Raw genomic sequence first — 17,267 nt, 5'->3', positions numbered from 1 at the left:
GGCTTACTTCGTTAAGCCCGACAAAAACACCAAAGAAGGGCGGGTCGATTCCCGCCCTTTTTTCTGCAAGTTTTTTCTGTCAGTCGATCCGCATGCAAAGTAGCAGTGAACTGTTTCCCGTAGCCTTGATGAGTGCCGAGTTTCGCGGCGACCTCAGCGAGGACGTCTATCGCCTCAAACCCTCCAATAGTCCCGATTTCAGCGTGGAACTGGCTCTGACCCGTCTGGGCATGGCCAACCATGGTGAAGACCGCGGCGTGCCGGTGATCCTTATCCCCGGCAGTTTTTCCAATCGGCGCTTCTGGTACTCGCCCAAATGCATCGGCCTGGGGCCGTACCTGGCGCGCGCCGGTTTTGACGTGTGGATCGCCGAAATGCGCGGTCACGGCTTGTCGCCGCGTAACCTCGACTACCGCAACAACACAGTGGCTGATTACGCCCGCTATGACTTGCCGGCCATCGCCGCTTTTGTGCGCGAGCAGACCGGCCAGGCGCCGCACTGGATTGGCCATTCGCTCGGCGGCATTACCCTGGCCGGCGCGCTCGGCGGGCATTACCTGCGCGAAGACGATGTGGCCTCGGTGGCGTTGTTCGGCAGTCAGATCAGCCGCGTGTACTGGCCGCTGAAAGTGCCGCCGGTGGAGTGGGGCGCACGCCTGTTGCTCAAGGGCGTTTCGGTGATTTCCGGCTCACGCCTCAAGCGCGGCCCCGAAGACGAACCGATTGGTTTGATCCGCGAGAGCCTGCGCTGGCATGGCCTGTTCGGTCGTTTCGGCGAAGGCAAGAAAAACGATTGGTGGAAAGGGCTGGCCGAGGTGAACGTACCCGTTCTCGCCGTGGGCGCCGATGGCGACCTTCAGGACCCCGCCTGGGGCTGCCGCAAATTGCTGGAGCAGTTCGGCTCCGAGCGCCGGCGCTTTCTTTGCCTGGGCAAGAAGCAGGGGTTTAGCGACGACTTCGGCCATGTCGAGATGCTGGTCAGCAAGCCCGCGCAAGAGGAAGTCTGGCCGCTGACCGAGCACTGGTTGCGCCACCTGAGCCTGCCGGCGGCGTTGGAACCGGCAGCGCAGACCGTGCCGGACGTTTCATCAGCACAGTGACACGGCTAAGATGTCGCCGTATTGAACGTTGATCGAGCGGTTTTCATAACCTTTCAAGGAGTTTTGCCATGCAATACGTCACTCCCGATTTGTGCGACGCCTACCCTGAACTGGTGCAGGTAGTCGAACCAATGTTCAGCAACTTTGGCGGCCGCGATTCGTTTGGCGGTGAGATCGTCACCATCAAATGCTTCGAGGACAACTCGCTGGTCAAAGAGCAGGTTGACCTGCCCGGCAAAGGCAAGGTGCTGGTGGTGGACGCGGGCGGCTCGCTACGCCGTGCGGTGCTTGGCGACATGCTGGCCGAGAAAGCCGCCAAAAATGGCTGGGAAGGGTTGGTGATCTACGGTTGCATCCGTGACGTGGACGTTATTGCGCAAACCGAGTTGGGCGTACAGGCCCTGGCCAGCCACCCGATGAAAACCGAAAAGCGCGGTATCGGCGACCTTAACGTAGCGGTGACCTTCGGTGGCGTAACCTTCCGCCCGGGCGAGTTCGTGTATGCCGACAACAACGGCATCATCATTTCGCCGCAAGCCTTGAAGATGCCGGCTTAAGGCTCGAAACCCGGTGAAAGCCGGGTTTTTTGTTAAGGGATAGGGAATGCACGAAGAAGACAACGCGCAGTGGGGCCTGGTCCACGCCTATGTGTTGGACGGCGAGGGCGGTGCGCGCTCGGTTACCCGTCAGCAAATCGATGAGTGTGCGCTGCAACCGCAGGAAAGCCTGTGGCTTCACTGGGACCGTGGTCATCCGCAAACCCATGCCTGGCTGCGTGATGGCAGCGGCTTGAACGAATTCAGCTGCGACCTGCTGCTGGAAGAGAACACCCGCCCGCGTTTGTTGCCGCTGCCCAATGAAGAGCTGCTGTTGTTTCTTCGTGGCGTGAACCTTAATCCGGGCGCCGAGCCGGAAGACATGGTGTCGGTGCGTATCTTTGCCGCTGCCCAGCGGGTGATTTCGCTGCGCCTGCGGCCGCTTCACGCCACCGAAGACCTGATCGCCGAGCTGGAAGCAGGGAAGGGGCCGAAAACTGCGTCTGAACTGATGCTGTATCTGGCTCAGCATATGACCGGCAAGGTGGATGCATTGGTGAGCGACTTGTCTGATCTGGTCGATGCACAGGAAGAGCAGGCCGATGCCGATGAGCGCTTTACGCCCGAGCATGGGCAGATGCTGCATATCCGCCGTCGCGCTGCCGGCTTGCGGCGGTTTCTGGCGCCACAGCGCGATATTTTCGGGCTGCTCACACGAAGTAAGCTCTCGTGGTTTGCCGATGACGATGCCGACTACTGGAATGAGCTGAATAACCGCCTGACCCGTTACCTGGAAGAGCTTGAGCTGATTCGCGAGCGGGTCGGGCTGGTGCTGGAAACCGAAAGCCGGCGCATGAGCGAGCGAATGAACCGCACCATGTATCGCTTCGGCATCGTTACCGGTATTTTTCTGCCGATGAGCTTTCTGACCGGGCTGCTGGGCATCAATGTCGGCGGTATTCCGGGCTCTGAAAGCCCCTACGGGTTCATGGTGGCGTGTCTGCTTATGGCAGGCGTCGCGCTGGGACAATGGTGGCTTTTTCGTCGATTGCGTTGGGTTTGATGTGACTTGGCAAAAATACGCCGCGTCTAGCCCTGAGAAATCCTGAGGTGCGCATGCACGATCCATTCGAACAATCCCTGCGAGACTTGCTCAAGTCGTCGGCCACCAGCCACGACGATGACGCCACCCTGGGCCGCGTACTGAAAACCGCCAACCGGCAGGTGGGCGCCGGCGATCTCTTCGGCTTGATGGGGCGCTGCGTCGAAGCGCTGATGATCGCCATCAATAACGGCTCCGACCACGTAACGCCGGTATCTCGCCGCACCTCTTCCGCTCGTACGACCAATAAGGCTGACTGAACATGGAACTCGATCTCTGGACCCAAAGCCTGAAAGAGGCAATGGCTGCGCTGTGGACCAAGGTTGCAGTGTTCATCCCTAACCTGTTTGTGGCGCTGATTCTGGTTCTGCTGGGTTTTGTCGTAGCCAAGCTGCTCGATACCCTGTTGTCGAAGTTGCTCGGCAAGGTTGGCCTGGATCGTCTGATGGCGGGCACGGGCCTGACCAAATTGATCGCCCGTGCGGGTATTCAGGTGCCGGTCTCGGCGCTGATTGGCAAGATCGTCTATTGGTTTGTGCTGCTGGTATTTCTGGTATCAGCGGCCGAATCGCTGGGCCTGCAGCGCGTTTCTGCCACCCTTGATGTGCTGGCACTGTACCTGCCGAAAGTATTCGGTGCCGCCATGGTGCTGGTGATTGGCGTGCTGCTGGCCCAACTGGTCAGCGGCCTGGTGCGCAGCGCAGCCGACGGCGTTGGTCTGGATTACGCCAACGGCTTGGGCCGCATCGCACAGGGCCTGGTGATCATTCTCAGTATCTCGGTTGCCATCGGCCAACTGGAAGTCAAAACCGACCTGCTCAACAACGTGATTGCCATTGTGCTGATCTCCGTTGGCCTGGCGGTAGCGTTGGCGCTGGGCCTTGGCAGTCGCGACATTGCCGCCCAGATTCTTGCCGGAATCTATGTGCGCGAGCTGTATGAAGTTGGGCAGCAACTGAAAGTGGGCGACGTCGAAGGGCAGATCGAAGAAATCGGCACCGTGAAAACGACCCTGCTGACCGATGAGGGCGAGCTGGTTTCGCTGTCCAACCGCGAGATTCTCGAGCAACGGGTGAGCAGCCGCTAACACGCCAATCCCTGCTAATGTATGCCGCCATCTTGGACTGCCTGAGGTTCAGGGTTTTGGCGGCTATTCACCAGACTGCCGGCCCGACTCGTTTTGAATAAAGCTCAATCGTTATCTTCCCGTTATGACCCCCGCGAGCTCTCGGATGAAGAGCTGGTGGCGCGTGCGCATGTGGAGTTGTTCCACATAACGCGGGCATATGAGGAGCTAATGCGGCGTTACCAGCGAACCTTGTTTAACGTATGTGCGCGTTATCTTGGAAACGACCGAGACGCCGACGACGTCTGTCAAGAAGTAATGTTAAAAGTTTTATATGGCTTGAAGAATTTCGAAGGCAAGTCAAAGTTCAAGACTTGGCTTTACAGCATTACCTACAACGAATGCATTACCCAATACCGCAAAGAACGTCGGAAAAGACGTCTGTTGGATGCGCTTAGTTTGGATCCTTTGGAGGAGGCTTCCGAAGAAAAGACCCCTGTAGCCCAGGAACCTGGCGGTCTTGATCGGTGGCTGGTGCATGTGAACCCGATTGATCGGGAGATTCTGGTGCTGCGATTTGTCGCAGAACTGGAGTTTCAGGAGATCGCCGACATCATGCACATGGGGCTGAGTGCAACCAAGATGCGATATAAACGGGCGCTTGATCGTTTGCGGGAAAAATTTTCGGGAGTTGCCGAAACTTAGTTGGGTGAAATACCTCTAACCGACCAGGTGATTCCTGATAGAATCACCGCTTGAGTTGTCTTGCGTTTGTCAGACAACTTACTGACCACCAAGATAGGGATTTACGGATGAAATTTAAAAACACCTTAGGCGTTGTTATCGGCTCGCTGATCGCTGCTTCCTCTCTTCAGGCGTTGGCCCAAGGCCAAGGTGCAGTAGAAGTCGAAGGCTTCGCCAAGAAAGAAATGTTCGACAGCGCTCGTGATTTCAAAAACAACGGCAACCTGTTCGGCGGTTCGGTTGGCTACTTCCTGACCGACGACGTTGAACTGCGTCTGGGTTACGACGAAGTCCACAACGCTCGTAGCGATGACGGCCGTAACATCAAAGGCTCGAACACCGCTCTGGACGCGCTGTACCACTTCAACGCTCCAGGCGACGTAGTTCGTCCGTACGTTTCCGCCGGTTTCTCGGACCAGAGCATTGGTCAGAACGGCAGCGGCGGCCGTAACGGCTCCACTTTCGCCAACGTTGGCGGCGGTGCCAAGGTTTACTTCACCGAAAACTTCTACGCCCGTGCTGGTGTTGAAGCCCAATACAACATCGACCAAGGCGACACCGAGTGGGCGCCAAGCGTTGGTATCGGCGTTAACTTCGGCGGCGGCAAAAAAGCTGCTGAGCCTGTAGCTGCAGCTGCTGCTCCAGAAGTTTGCTCCGACAGCGACAACGACGGCGTTTGCGATAACGTCGACAAGTGCCCAGGCACCGCTGCCAACGTAACTGTTGACGCTGACGGCTGCCCAGCTGTTGCTGAAGTAGTTCGCGTTGAACTGGACGTGAAATTCGACTTCGACAAATCGAAAGTCAAAGAAGAAAGCTATGGCGATATCAAAAACCTGGCTGACTTCATGAAGCAGTACCCAGCGACTTCCACCACTGTTGAAGGTCACACCGACTCCGTTGGTACTGACGCTTACAACCAAAAACTGTCCGAGCGTCGTGCTAACGCCGTTCGTGAAGTTCTGGTTAACCAGTACGGTGTAGGTGGCGAGCGTGTTAACGCTGTTGGCTACGGCGAGTCCAAGCCGGTTGCGGATAACGCTACCGAAGCTGGCCGCGCTGTAAACCGTCGCGTAGAAGCTGAAGTAGAAGCCCAAGCTAAGTAATTAGCGCGGTGTTTCAGAAAAGCCCGGCTTAGGTCGGGCTTTTCTTTGCCTGGAATAAAGTTTTGTCTGAAGTCGCCCATGTATGATTCGGGCCTGTCTTGAATTAATCGGGAGCATTTGCAGGTGTCGAGAATTCGATCGTTACTGCTGGCTGGCGGTATGTTGCTGCTCGTAGCTGGTTGTTCTTCGCAGGTTGTAGTCGCGCCCGAAGTGCGCGCCTTGCCGGAGCGTGTCGAGTTGAACGGCGTGCCGTTTTTTGCAGAGACAGCCTTCGAGGGGGCGCCGGGGGCGGTGGCGGTGATGTTGTCCCAGCAGGATGTGGTGACTACGCCGGGCCTGGTTGCCAAAAAAATGCGTCTGCCAGGTCAGGAGGCGCTGATCGAGAAGAACCTCACTCGTCTGGTTAACGAACATGGTCTGCTGGTTTATCCGCTACCTTCGCGATTGGCGGATGTGTTAGAGCAGGTCTCGGCGGGTTACCCCGTGTTGGTCCGGCTGGATGATGGCAGCCTTGTATCGTCGCCCCACTACGCAGTCGTCGTGGGTTACGACCGGGTGAAGCAGCGTTTGCTGCTGCGATCGGGGATGAATCGCCGTCTGATTATGACCTTCAAGGATTTCCAGTCGGCGTGGGACGCGCTAGGCAATTGGGCCGTTCTGATTCAGGCGCCAGCGCAACTGCCGTCGAACGTTGATCGGCAACGCTGGTTAAGCGCTGTTGCGCAGCTCGAGCAGGCTGGCCAGACACTGGCTGCCAGCAATGCTAGAGAAGCGCTTGAGCGCGGCACACATTATTAGCTGCAAATAAAAACGGCGCCCTGGAGGCGCCGTTTTCATGTTTGCGTTGGGCGTTAGAAGCCTAGCTTGTCGCGCAGGCTGTAATACCAGGCGCCCATGGCGGTGAAGGGCACGCGCATCAGGTGGCCGCCAGGGAACGGGTAGTGCGGCAAGCCAGCAAATGCATCGAAACGTTCAGCTTGGCCACGCAGGGATTCGGCCAGAATCTTACCCGCCAAGTGGGTGTAGGTAACGCCGTGGCCGCTGCACCCTTGCGAGTAGTAGATGTTGTCGCCAAGCCGGCCAACCTGAGGGAGGCGAGACAGGGTCAGAAGGAAGTTACCGGTCCACGCGTAGTCGATCTTCACGTTTTTCAGCTGCGGGAAGGTTTTCACCAGCTTTGGACGAATAATGGCTTCGATGTTGGCCGGGTCCCGGGCGCCGTATACAACGCCGCCGCCGAAAATCAGGCGCTTGTCGCCACTGAGGCGGTAGTAGTCGAGCAGATAGTTGCAGTCTTCCACGCAGTAGTCTTGTGGCAGCAGGCTGGCGGCGACTTCATCGCTCAGCGGTTCGGTAGTGATCACCTGAGTGCCGCATGGCATCGACTTGGCCGCCAGCTCTGGAATCAGATTGCCCAGATAAGCATTGCCCGCGACGACCACAAACTTGGCTTTCACCCGGCCTTGCGGCGTGTGTACTACAGGATTGGCGCCGCGCTCGATGCGAGTAGCGGGAGTTTGTTCGTAGATAATGCCACCCATGGACTCGACAGCTGCGGCTTCGCCCAGTGCAAGGTTCAATGGATGAATATGGCCGCCACTCATGTCGAGCATGCCGCCGATGTAGTTCTCGGTGTTGACCACTTCGCGGATGCGCTTGCTGTCCATCAACTCAAGTTGGGTATGGCCATAGCGCTCCCAGAGCTTCTTTTGCGACTCCAGGTGGCCCATCTGCTTTTTGGTGATGGCGGCGAATACGCCGCCATCCTTCAGGTCGCACTGAATATTGTAGGTGGCGATGCGCTCGCGAATGATGCGACCGCCCTCAAATGCCATTTGGCCAAGCAGCTGTGCTTGCTTCGGGCCAACGGTGCGCTCGATGACGTCGATATCGCGGCTATAGCTATTTACGATCTGGCCGCCGTTACGGCCGGATGCGCCGAAGCCGACCTTGGCTGCTTCGACGATGGTGACCTTGAAGCCGTTTTCCAGCAGGAAGAGAGCGGTGGAAAGGCCGGTGTAACCAGCACCCACAACACAGACATCGGTTTCTACGTCGCCGACCAATTCGGGTCTGGCGGGAACGGCATTAGCCGACGCGGCGTAGTAAGACTGCGGATAAGGAGTGTGTGCCATCTTGCAACCTCTGTTTTATATTTTTTACGAATTGGCCGATGCTACCTGAGTTAAAAATGCCCGGCTAGCCTCCGTGCAAAATATAAAACGCCGCATTGAACAGTAAAAAATACGTTTATTCAGGTAGTTAGCGAGAAAAGAGTTGACTCTTTTAACTGCCTCCGTAGAATGCGCCTCCATTGCAGGCACGTAGCTCAGTTGGTTAGAGCACCACCTTGACATGGTGGGGGTCGTTGGTTCGAGTCCAATCGTGCCTACCAAATTTAAAGGGTCACTTCGGTGGCCCTTTTTTATTGGGCGCTTGTCAGGGCTACGGCTTTCTGAAAGCATCCATGGTCCAAAAAAATCCCCAGTGACTGCGGTTCGGTTCAGGTTGGCCTTTGGGCTCCTGCCACTGTGAGGCGGGTACACCGCCGGATCGCGTACTGGCTCATCCCAACCCATGTGACCTTTGGTAGGGGTCACCACTAGGAGAGGAAGCGCCATGCCTGTTATTACTCTTCCCGACGGCAGTCAGCGTTCGTTCGATCATCCGGTTTCCGTAGCCGAGGTGGCTCAATCCATTGGCGCCGGTCTGGCCAAGGCCACTGTGGCCGGCAAGGTCAACGGTACCCTAGTAGATGCCTGCGATCTCATCAGCAGCGACGCCACCTTGCAGATCATTACGCCTAAGGATCAAGAGGGGCTGGAGATTATCCGTCACTCTTGCGCGCACTTGGTGGGGCATGCGGTCAAACAGCTGTATCCGACTGCGCGGATGGTGATCGGTCCGGTCATCGAAGAAGGCTTCTATTACGACATCGCCTACGAGCGCCCCTTCACGCTGGACGACCTGTCGGCGATTGAAGCGCGTATGCACCAACTGATCGAGACCGAGTACGACGTGGTCAAGAAGATGACTCCGCGTGCCGAAGTCATCGCTGAATTTTCCGCTCGTGGCGAGGAGTACAAACTGCGTCTGGTTGAGGACATGCCTGATACCCAGGAAATGGGCCTCTACTATCACCAGGAATACCTCGACATGTGCCGCGGTCCGCACGTGCCGAATACTCGCTTCCTCAAAGCCTTCAAGCTCACCAAGTTGTCCGGTGCCTACTGGCGTGGCGATGCCAAGAACGAGCAATTGCAGCGCGTCTACGGCACCGCCTGGGCAGATAAAAAGCAATTGGCCGCCTATGTGCAGCGCATCGAGGAGGCCGAGAAGCGCGATCACCGTAAAATCGGTAAGCGTCTGAATCTGTTCCACACCCAGGAAGAAGCGCCTGGCATGGTGTTCTGGCATCCCAACGGTTGGACTCTGTATCAGGTGCTTGAGCAGTACATGCGCCAGGTTCAGCGTGAAAACGGCTATCTCGAAATCAAGACGCCGCAAGTGGTCGATCGTAGCCTATGGGAAAAATCCGGGCACTGGGCTAACTACGCCGAAAACATGTTTACCACTGAGTCGGAAAGCCGCGATTACGCGATCAAGCCTATGAACTGCCCATGCCACGTGCAGGTGTTCAATCAGGGCCTGAAAAGCTACCGCGAGCTGCCGATGCGTCTGGCCGAGTTCGGGGCTTGCCACCGTAACGAGCCGTCGGGTGCGCTGCACGGCATCATGCGGGTCCGCGCGTTCACTCAGGACGATGCCCACATTTTCTGCACCGAAGAGCAAATGCAGGCAGAGTCGGCGGCGTTTATCAAGTTGACGCTGGATGTGTACGCAGACTTCGGCTTTACCGATATTCAGCTCAAGCTGTCGACTCGTCCGGAAAAACGTGTGGGCTCCGATGAATTGTGGGATCGCGCCGAGGCGGCTCTGGCATCTGCGCTGGATAGTGCTGGCCTACCGTACGATCTGCAGCCGGGCGAAGGCGCATTTTACGGTCCTAAGATCGAATTCTCGCTGAAGGATTGCCTGGGGCGCGTATGGCAGTGTGGTACTCTGCAGCTCGATTTCAACCTGCCAGTTCGTCTGGGGGCGGAATTCGTCAGCGAAGATAACAGTCGTAAACACCCCGTAATGCTGCATCGCGCGATCCTCGGGTCGTTCGAACGCTTTATCGGCATGCTGATCGAGCATTACGAAGGTGCATTCCCAGCTTGGTTGTCGCCAACCCAAGCGGTGATTTTGAATATCACCGATAAACAGGCTGATTTTGCGCTTGAAGTTGAAAAAAGCCTCAATCAAAGCGGGTTCCGTGCCAAGTCTGACTTGAGAAACGAAAAAATCGGCTTTAAAATCCGCGAGCATACTTTGCTCAAGGTTCCGTATCTCCTGGTTATCGGGGATCGGGAAGTTGAAACGCAAACTGTCGCTGTGCGTACGCGAGAAGGTGCTGACCTTGGCTCCATGCCAGTCGCCGAATTCGCAGAGTTTCTCACGCAAGCGGTTTCCCGGCGTGGTCGCCAAGATTCGGAGTAATTATTATTAAGCGTGAAATGAGACAAGATAAACGAGCTGCACCGAAAGCCCCGATCAACGAGAATATCTCGGCACGCGAGGTTCGGTTAATTGGCGCTGACGGCGAGCAAATTGGCATCGTCTCGATTGATGAAGCGCTTAGAATCGCTGAAGAATCCAAGCTGGACCTGGTAGAAATTTCCGCTGATGCGGTTCCACCGGTCTGCCGCGTAATGGATTACGGCAAGTCTATCTTCGAAAAGAAGAAGCAGATTGCTGCAGCGAAAAAGAACCAGAAACAGGTTCAGGTTAAAGAAATCAAGTTTCGTCCAGGGACGGAAGAAGGGGATTACCAGGTAAAACTACGCAACCTGGTACGTTTCCTTAGTGATGGGGACAGGGCCAAGGTTTCCTTGCGATTCCGCGGCCGTGAGATGGCGCATCAGGAGCTGGGCATGGAGTTGTTGAAGCGGGTTGAAGGTGACCTTGCTGAATACGGCACCGTTGAACAGCACCCGAAGATGGAAGGACGCCAACTTATCATGGTCATCGCCCCCAAAAAGAAGAAATAACCACCAGGGCACGGCAGGCCTTGCGGTTATGTTTATCAACTGAATGCGGAGTATCCGAACATGCCAAAAATGAAAACCAAAAGCGGTGCAGCTAAACGTTTCTTGAAAACCGCTACTGGTTTCAAGCACAAGCACGCTTTCAAGAGCCACATCCTGACCAAAATGTCGACCAAGCGTAAGCGTCATCTGCGCGGCAGCACCATGGTGCATCCGTCTGACGTGGCAAAGGTCGCGCGCATGCTGCGCGTTCGTTAATTTCGGTCAAGAATTAGAGGAAGTTACTCATGGCTCGTGTTAAGCGTGGCGTTGTTGCTCGCCGTCGTCACAAAAAAATTCTGAAACTCGCTAAAGGCTACTATGGTGCACGCTCGCGCGTGTTCCGCGTTGCCAAACAAGCGGTAATCAAGGCAGGCCAATACGCCTACCGCGACCGTCGTCAGAAAAAACGTCAATTCCGTGCTCTGTGGATCGCCCGTATCAATGCTGGCGCCCGCATCAACGGTTTGTCCTACAGCCGTTTCATCGCTGGCTTGAAAAAGGCATCGATCGAGATCGACCGTAAGGTTCTGGCTGATCTGGCAGTGAACGAAAAAGCGGCGTTTGCTGCGATTGTCGAGAAAGCGAAAGCCGTTCTGGCTTAAGTCCCCGACAATCACCGGGCTTGCCCGGTGCTAAACGTCACCAATAGGGGAAGAGCCTTCGAGCTCTTCCCCTATTTCGTATCTGGAGTCTGTAAATGGAAAACCTGGATGCGCTGGTCTCTCAAGCACTAGAGGCCGTTCAGCGCGCAGAAGACGTCAATACCCTGGAGCAAATCCGGGTTCTGTATCTTGGCAAGAAAGGCGAGCTGACTCAGGTAATGAAGAGCCTGGGCAACATGTCTGCCGAAGATCGCCCAAAGGTCGGTGCGCTGATCAACGCCGCCAAGGACCGTGTGCAAGACTCGCTCAATAGTCGTAAGGAATTGCTTGAACAAGCAGCTTTGAGCGCTAAGCTCGCTGCCGAATTCATCGATGTCACGCTGCCAGGCCGCGGCCAATCTTCCGGCGGCCTGCACCCGGTTACCCGCACGTTGGAACGAATTGAACAGTTCTTCACCCACATCGGCTTCGGTATCGCCGAAGGTCCGGAAGTTGAAGACGACTACCACAACTTCGAAGCGCTCAACATTCCTGGCCATCACCCGGCTCGGGCAATGCATGACACCTTCTACTTTAATGCCAACATGTTGCTGCGCACCCATACCTCGCCGGTACAGGTCCGCACCATGGAATCCCACCAGCCGCCGATTCGTATCGTCTGCCCGGGCCGGGTCTACCGTTGTGACTCGGATATCACACACTCGCCGATGTTCCATCAGGTCGAAGGCCTGCTGATTGATCAGGACATCAGCTTTGCCGACCTGAAAGGCACTATCGAAGAGTTCTTGCGTGTGTTCTTCGAGAAAGATTTGGGAGTGCGTTTCCGTCCTTCTTTCTTCCCATTCACCGAGCCGTCGGCTGAAGTCGATATGCAATGTGTGATGTGCAGTGGGAAAGGCTGCCGCGTTTGCAAGCAAACCGGCTGGCTAGAGGTTATGGGCTGCGGCATGGTGCATCCGAGCGTTCTGAAAATGTCTGGCATCGATCCGGAGAAGTATCAGGGCTTTGCCTTCGGTATGGGGGTGGAGCGTCTGGCTATGTTGCGTTACGGCGTTAACGACTTGCGTCTGTTCTTCGACAACGACCTGCGATTCCTTGCGCAATTTCGCTAGGTCGCTCGCCCCGTTAACGTTTTCCAGGAGAAGAACAGAATGAAATTCAGCGAACAGTGGCTGCGTAGTTGGGTAAACCCGCAGGTTTCCCGTGATGAATTGGTAGCTCGTTTGTCCATGGCCGGTCTTGAGGTCGACAGTGTTGCGTTGGTCGCCGGCGTGTTCAGCGGCGTCGTGGTTGGCGAGGTCTTGAGTACCGAGCAGCATCCTGATGCTGACAAGCTGCGCGTGTGCCAGGTCAGCAATGGCGCGGAAACGTTTCAGGTCGTATGTGGTGCGCCAAACGTGCGTCCTGGCCTGAAAGTGCCGTTCGCCATGATTGGTGCCGAGCTGTCGGACGATTTCAAAATCAAGAAAGCCAAGCTTCGCGGCGTCGAGTCCAATGGCATGCTGTGCTCGGCGTCCGAGCTGCAGATCAGTGACGAGAGCAGTGGTTTGATGGAGTTGGCTGGCGATGCGCCGGTAGGTCAGGATCTGCGGGTCTATCTGGGCCTGGACGATGCAAGCATCGAAGTGGATCTCACACCTAACCGCGGTGATTGCTTGTCTCTGGCGGGGCTGGCTCGTGAAGTTGGTGCTTTGTACGCGGCGCCGGTCAGCCGTCCTTCTGTGGCGGTGGTCCCTGCGGTACATGATCAGGTTATTTCGGTCGAAGTGCCTGCTTCGAAGGCCTGTCCTCGTTACCTGGGCCGGGTGATTCGTAATGTCGACCTGAGTAAGCCGACTCCTCTCTGGATGGTCGAGCGTCTGCGCCGTTCAGACGTGCGTAGCATTGACGCCGCAGTGGATATCACGAACTACGTGATGCTGGAGCTCGGTCAACCGATGCATGCGTTTGATCTCAATGAGATCAACGGTGGTATCCGTGTGCGTATGGCGGAAGAGGGCGAGAAGCTTGTTCTGCTGGATGGCCAGGAAGTATCGCTGCGCGCGGACACCTTGGTCATCGCAGACCATCAGCGCGCTTTAGCCATCGCCGGGGTGATGGGGGGCGAGCACAGCGGCGTTGCCGCTGGTACGCGGGACCTGTTTCTGGAAAGCGCATTTTTCGACACCATCGCCGTCGCCGGTAAAGCGCGCTCTTATGGTCTTCATACCGATGCTTCCCACCGTTTCGAGCGCGGTGTGGATTGGAATCTGGCTCGTGAAGCCATGGAACGCGCAACAGGTCTGTTGCTGGAAATAGTTGGTGGTGAGGCTGGTCCGATTATCGAAGTTGCCAGTACCGCTGAGTTACCAACGACACCTACTGTCACTTTGCGCGCCGATCGCATCAATCAAATGCTCGGCATGGAAATGGAGCCGAGCGAGATTGAGCGCTTGCTTACCGCTCTCGGCTTGCAGGTGAGCGCTGCCGCTTCGGGTCAATGGCAGGTGGTGGTGCCAAGTCATCGCTTTGACATCAGTCTTGAAGTCGACCTGATCGAAGAGCTAGGTCGTCTTTACGGATACAACCGGTTGCCGGTTCGTTATCCGCAAGCGCGCCTCGCGCCTCAAGCGAAGGCAGAAGCTCGTGCCGAATTGCCGGCTTTACGCCGTCTTCTGGTGGCTCGTGGTTACCAGGAAGCCATCACTTACAGCTTCATCGATCCTGACCTGTTTGCCCTGTTCACTCCCGGCGTCGAGCCGCTTATGTTGGCCAACCCAATTTCTTCGGATATGGCGGCCATGCGTTCCTCGCTGTGGCCCGGCTTGGTAAAAGCAGTTCAGCACAACTTGAACCGTCAGCAAACGCGTGTGCGACTGTTTGAAAGTGGTCTGCGTTTTGTTGGCCAGCTTGAGGGCTTGAAGCAAGAGGCGATGCTGGCGGGTGTGATCTGTGGGTCGCGCATGGCTGAGGGCTGGGCCCATGCTCGTGAATCCGTCGACTTCTTTGATATCAAAGCGGACGTTGAAGCACTGTTGGGTTTCTCCGGCGACCAGCAAGCGTTCAGCTTCGTGCCGGGTGAGCATCCTGCGCTGCATCCTGGTCAGACCGCTCGGATTGAGCGTAACGGTCAGTTGGTTGGTTACGTGGGTGCAATCCATCCGGAGTTGGCGAGAAAACTGGGGATTGATCAGCCGCTCTTCCTTTTCGAGTTGGTGCTGTCTGAAGTTGCTCAAGGTCGTCTGCCGAAGTTTCACGAGCTTTCGCGCTTCCCGGAAGTGCGTCGTGACCTGGCTTTGCTCGTGGATCAGGCAGTTGCCGCTGATTCGGTGTTAGGAGCTATTCGCGAAGCGGCAGGCGAGTATCTGACGGACCTCAAGCTATTTGATGTGTATCACGGTAAAGGTATTGATCCGCATAGAAAAAGCTTGGCCGTTGGCTTGACCTGGCAACATCCATCGCGCACTCTTAATGACGAAGAGGTGAGCACTACAACGCAGAATATCCTTGCCTCGCTTGAAGAAAGGTTCAACGCCACGTTAAGGAAGTAGCGTATGGGGGCTCTGACGAAAGCTGAAATGGCCGAACGTCTGTACGAAGAGCTAGGCCTGAATAAACGGGAAGCCAAGGAATTGGTGGAGCTGTTCTTTGAGGAAATCCGTCAGGCGCTGGAGCTTAACGAGCAGGTGAAGTTGTCCGGTTTCGGCAATTTTGATTTGCGCGACAAGCGTCAGCGTCCTGGTCGGAATCCCAAGACAGGGGAAGAAATTCCTATCACGGCTAGACGCGTGGTGACCTTCCGCCCAGGGCAAAAATTAAAAGCCAGAGTTGAGGCTTATGCTGGAACCAAGTCATAACGACGAGTTACCGCCCATACCCGGTAAGCGGTACTTCACCATCGGTGAAGTGAGCGAGCTGTGTGCGGTGAAGCCGCATGTATTGCGTTATTGGGAGCAGGAGTTTACTCAGCTCAACCCGATAAAGCGGCGCGGTAACCGGCGGTACTACCAGCGCCAGGATGTGCTGATGATTCGGCAGATCCGAGCTCTTCTCTACGAGCAAGGCTTCACTATCGGTGGTGCGCGTCAGCGTCTCTCCGGTGATGAAGCTAAAGATGACACCACGCAATACAAGCAGCTCATTCGGCAAACGATTGCTGAGCTGGAAGAGGTTTTGTTGGTATTGCGCAAGTAACAAGTCGCTTTCGAAAAACTTCCACTTTTCAAAAGCTTAATGTATAGTCCGATCCGCTTTCGGGTTGTTTGGAAGCGGATTAGATGTACAGTCGGGGCGTAGCGCAGTCCGGTAGCGCACTAGCATGGGGTGCTAGGGGTCGAGTGTTCGAATCACTCCGTCCCGACCATATTCCTCAACAAAAAAGGCCAACGTTTATGACGTTGGTCTTTTTTGTTTGTGTCGAGCGTTTTAGTGCTTCATTCGCTTTTCTTGGCCGCGTCAATGAAGGGTAGGGCGCTGTTCGGCAACATGGTGGTCGGAAGCGTACCGTCCCAACGTTCGGCTTTTGTCAGCTCAACCAGATTCTGATTGCTTGCCAGTGCCTGGGCGCGTGCCTTGATCGCGTCGGCTTCTGCTTCGCCTCGCAAGCGCGTGGCTTCGGCATCGGCTTTTGCTTCTGCAAGTTTCGAGTCGGCTTCTGCTTGAGCCTGCGTGACTCGAATCTGCGCTTGAACTTGCTCGGTCGCCAGCATCTGTTCGCGAGTTTTCACTTCGACTTCGGCTTTCATGCGCAAGGCGATCGAGCGTTCGTAATCATCACTGAAGTCGATGTTTTCGACTTGCACTCCGTCGATTACTACAGGCCCATTGATGGACTCTTTGATGGCTCGCGCGACGTCGGCCACGAATTTCCCGCGTTGCTGCACGGCGGTGACAGCATTGTATTGTCCGAAGACATTTTCAACTTGGGTGGGGACCTGGCGACTGATCAGGCGACTGACCAAGCCTTCGAGATCCTGGTACTGGGTATAGACCTTCGAAACTTCGCCAGGAACTACGTGCCAGGACACCGATACCTGAAGTGTCGCGGTTTGTTGGTCCTTGCTGTATGCCTGCAGCTCTCTGTAGGAGGTGGCCTGGCTTTGGACGGAGATAAATTTCACCGTCTCAATGAATGGTGTTTTGAATGATAGCCCTGGTTCGACGATGCCAACTAGCGCTCCATTGCGTAAAAGTACACCGCGCTCTGTTTCATCTACCGTGTACCACGAACTGAAAAATATGCCGAGCAGTACGAGTACGGCGCCGGCGGCCCCTATTGCTTTGCTATTGAATCCTTGCATGTTCCTTCCTTTATATGGTGCGTAGTTTTGCGTTTTGTATCAGTGCTGATATCGCAGCGGTAGCTTATAGATAGAAGAGAGGAGGGTCTGCCAAATAGGTCACCCATCTTTGGAGCGTGGCCTGGCTGTTACGGCCGTTTTTTGGAGCGCTCGTGCCTCAATGCGTGATCATTTCAATAAAGCCTTGACGGTATTTCATGGGTGCTTATAATGCGCACCACTTCCGGCGCGGAAGGCTCCGAAAACTTCAAGTTAATCAATGGGTTAGCTGAAAATTAGGGGTTGCAAAGCAGAGCGATCTGCGTAGAATGCGCCGGGCTGACAAGGTTGATTTTTGGTCTTGTTGGTCGATCGGTTGAGTTGATCGAAAGCGGTGTAAAGAGGGTGTTGACAGCGGTTTTAAACGCTGTAGAATTCGCCTCCCGCTGACGAGAGACTGAAGTTGATCTGAAGCGCAAGCGGTTGAGTTTGAAAAGAAATTTTCGAAATCGCTTGACGGAATAAGAGGCTGCTGTAGAATGCGCGCCTCGGTTGAGACGAAAGACTTAACCAACTGTTCTTTAACAACTGAATCAAGCAATTCGTGTGGGTGCTTGTGAG

The 17,267-nt window shown here is 55.7% G+C and carries 18 protein-coding genes, 2 tRNA genes and 1 pseudogene; 18 read left to right on the top strand and 3 right to left on the bottom strand.

Features of this window, described 5'->3' with window-relative positions; translation table 11 throughout:
• The first annotated feature begins 92 nt into the window (after positions 1-92).
• From PKE98_RS15815 to PKE98_RS15780, 8 genes are all read left to right on the top strand, one after another.
• Positions 93-1,100 (top strand): alpha/beta fold hydrolase, encoded by a 1,008-nt coding sequence (locus PKE98_RS15815; RefSeq protein WP_271196273.1) that lies wholly within the window; start codon positions 93-95, stop codon positions 1,098-1,100.
• 68 nt (positions 1,101-1,168) lie between these two features.
• A complete protein-coding gene (gene rraA / locus PKE98_RS15810; RefSeq protein WP_271196272.1) occupies positions 1,169-1,657 on the top strand; it encodes a ribonuclease E activity regulator RraA in 489 nt (162 codons plus the stop codon).
• Positions 1,658-1,703: 46 nt separating this feature from the next.
• Positions 1,704-2,699: a divalent cation transporter CmaX gene (gene cmaX / locus PKE98_RS15805; RefSeq protein WP_271196271.1), complete on the top strand. Its 996-nt coding sequence runs from the start codon at positions 1,704-1,706 to the stop codon at positions 2,697-2,699.
• A gap of 53 nt (positions 2,700-2,752) precedes the next feature.
• The gene (locus PKE98_RS15800) at positions 2,753-2,998 is read left to right on the top strand and encodes a CrfX protein (protein ID WP_271196270.1); all 246 of its coding nucleotides are present in this window, start codon (positions 2,753-2,755) and stop codon (positions 2,996-2,998) included.
• Positions 2,999-3,000: 2 nt separating this feature from the next.
• Complete coding sequence (locus PKE98_RS15795) at positions 3,001-3,825, top strand: mechanosensitive ion channel family protein (RefSeq protein WP_271196269.1); 825 nt, start codon at positions 3,001-3,003, stop codon at positions 3,823-3,825.
• A 93-nt stretch (positions 3,826-3,918) separates the two neighbouring features.
• A complete protein-coding gene (gene sigX, locus PKE98_RS15790; RefSeq protein WP_271196268.1) occupies positions 3,919-4,509 on the top strand; it encodes an RNA polymerase sigma factor SigX in 591 nt (196 codons plus the stop codon).
• Positions 4,510-4,616: 107 nt separating this feature from the next.
• Positions 4,617-5,654: an OmpA family protein gene (locus PKE98_RS15785; RefSeq protein WP_271196267.1), complete on the top strand. Its 1,038-nt coding sequence runs from the start codon at positions 4,617-4,619 to the stop codon at positions 5,652-5,654.
• Between the two features lie 159 nt (positions 5,655-5,813).
• Entirely contained in the window at positions 5,814-6,452 is a 639-nt protein-coding gene (locus PKE98_RS15780) for a C39 family peptidase (RefSeq protein ID WP_271196266.1), read from the top strand.
• A 53-nt stretch (positions 6,453-6,505) separates the two neighbouring features.
• On the opposite strand, the gene PKE98_RS15775 is transcribed toward PKE98_RS15780, so the two are convergent.
• Positions 6,506-7,789: an NAD(P)/FAD-dependent oxidoreductase gene (locus PKE98_RS15775; RefSeq protein WP_271196265.1), complete on the bottom strand. Its 1,284-nt coding sequence runs from the start codon at positions 7,787-7,789 to the stop codon at positions 6,506-6,508.
• A 183-nt stretch (positions 7,790-7,972) separates the two neighbouring features.
• Here PKE98_RS15775 and PKE98_RS15770 point away from each other — a divergent pair.
• From PKE98_RS15770 to PKE98_RS15725, 10 genes are all read left to right on the top strand, one after another.
• Positions 7,973-8,049: transfer RNA gene (locus PKE98_RS15770), tRNA-Val, on the top strand.
• A gap of 224 nt (positions 8,050-8,273) precedes the next feature.
• Complete coding sequence (thrS, locus tag PKE98_RS15765; RefSeq protein WP_271196263.1) at positions 8,274-10,196, top strand: threonine--tRNA ligase; 1,923 nt, start codon at positions 8,274-8,276, stop codon at positions 10,194-10,196.
• On the top strand, positions 10,196-10,747 hold the full coding sequence (gene infC / locus PKE98_RS15760) for a translation initiation factor IF-3 (RefSeq protein WP_178086454.1): 552 nt from the start codon (positions 10,196-10,198) through the stop codon (positions 10,745-10,747). The genes thrS and infC overlap by 1 nt, the downstream gene beginning before the upstream one ends.
• Before the next feature lie 60 nt (positions 10,748-10,807).
• Positions 10,808-11,002 carry a 50S ribosomal protein L35 gene (rpmI, locus tag PKE98_RS15755; RefSeq protein WP_042552869.1) on the top strand — a complete coding sequence of 65 codons (195 nt, stop codon included), beginning with the start codon at positions 10,808-10,810 and terminating at the stop codon, positions 11,000-11,002.
• A 29-nt stretch (positions 11,003-11,031) separates the two neighbouring features.
• A complete protein-coding gene (gene rplT, locus PKE98_RS15750; protein WP_271196260.1) occupies positions 11,032-11,388 on the top strand; it encodes a 50S ribosomal protein L20 in 357 nt (118 codons plus the stop codon).
• Between the two features lie 95 nt (positions 11,389-11,483).
• Positions 11,484-12,500, top strand: a complete 1,017-nt coding sequence (gene pheS, locus PKE98_RS15745; protein ID WP_271196259.1) for a phenylalanine--tRNA ligase subunit alpha — start codon at positions 11,484-11,486, stop codon at positions 12,498-12,500.
• A 39-nt stretch (positions 12,501-12,539) separates the two neighbouring features.
• Positions 12,540-14,918, top strand: coding sequence for a phenylalanine--tRNA ligase subunit beta (gene pheT / locus PKE98_RS15740; protein ID WP_271196258.1), 2,379 nt, complete (start codon positions 12,540-12,542; stop codon positions 14,916-14,918).
• Between the two features lie 3 nt (positions 14,919-14,921).
• Positions 14,922-15,224, top strand: a complete 303-nt coding sequence (gene ihfA, locus PKE98_RS15735) for an integration host factor subunit alpha (protein WP_003243414.1) — start codon at positions 14,922-14,924, stop codon at positions 15,222-15,224.
• Entirely contained in the window at positions 15,205-15,561 is a 357-nt protein-coding gene (locus tag PKE98_RS15730; RefSeq protein WP_271196256.1) for a MerR family transcriptional regulator, read from the top strand. Before ihfA ends, PKE98_RS15730 begins: the two co-directional genes overlap by 20 nt.
• 92 nt (positions 15,562-15,653) lie before the next feature.
• Positions 15,654-15,730 (top strand) — tRNA-Pro (locus PKE98_RS15725).
• 70 nt (positions 15,731-15,800) lie between these two features.
• Here the strand turns inward: PKE98_RS15725 and PKE98_RS15720 are convergent.
• Both PKE98_RS15720 and PKE98_RS15715 read right to left on the bottom strand, forming a co-directional pair.
• Positions 15,801-16,667: an SPFH domain-containing protein gene (locus PKE98_RS15720; RefSeq protein WP_271196255.1), complete on the bottom strand. Its 867-nt coding sequence runs from the start codon at positions 16,665-16,667 to the stop codon at positions 15,801-15,803.
• A 256-nt stretch (positions 16,668-16,923) separates the two neighbouring features.
• Positions 16,924-17,267, bottom strand: a pseudogene (locus PKE98_RS15715) (hypothetical protein); the annotation flags it as partial.

Origin of the sequence: Pseudomonas turukhanskensis, assembly GCF_027922365.1 — a bacterium.
Lineage (GTDB): Bacteria > Pseudomonadota > Gammaproteobacteria > Pseudomonadales > Pseudomonadaceae > Aquipseudomonas > Aquipseudomonas turukhanskensis.
Note: the sequence above shows the minus strand (reverse complement) of the source record. Positions and strands in the feature narration are given on the sequence as shown.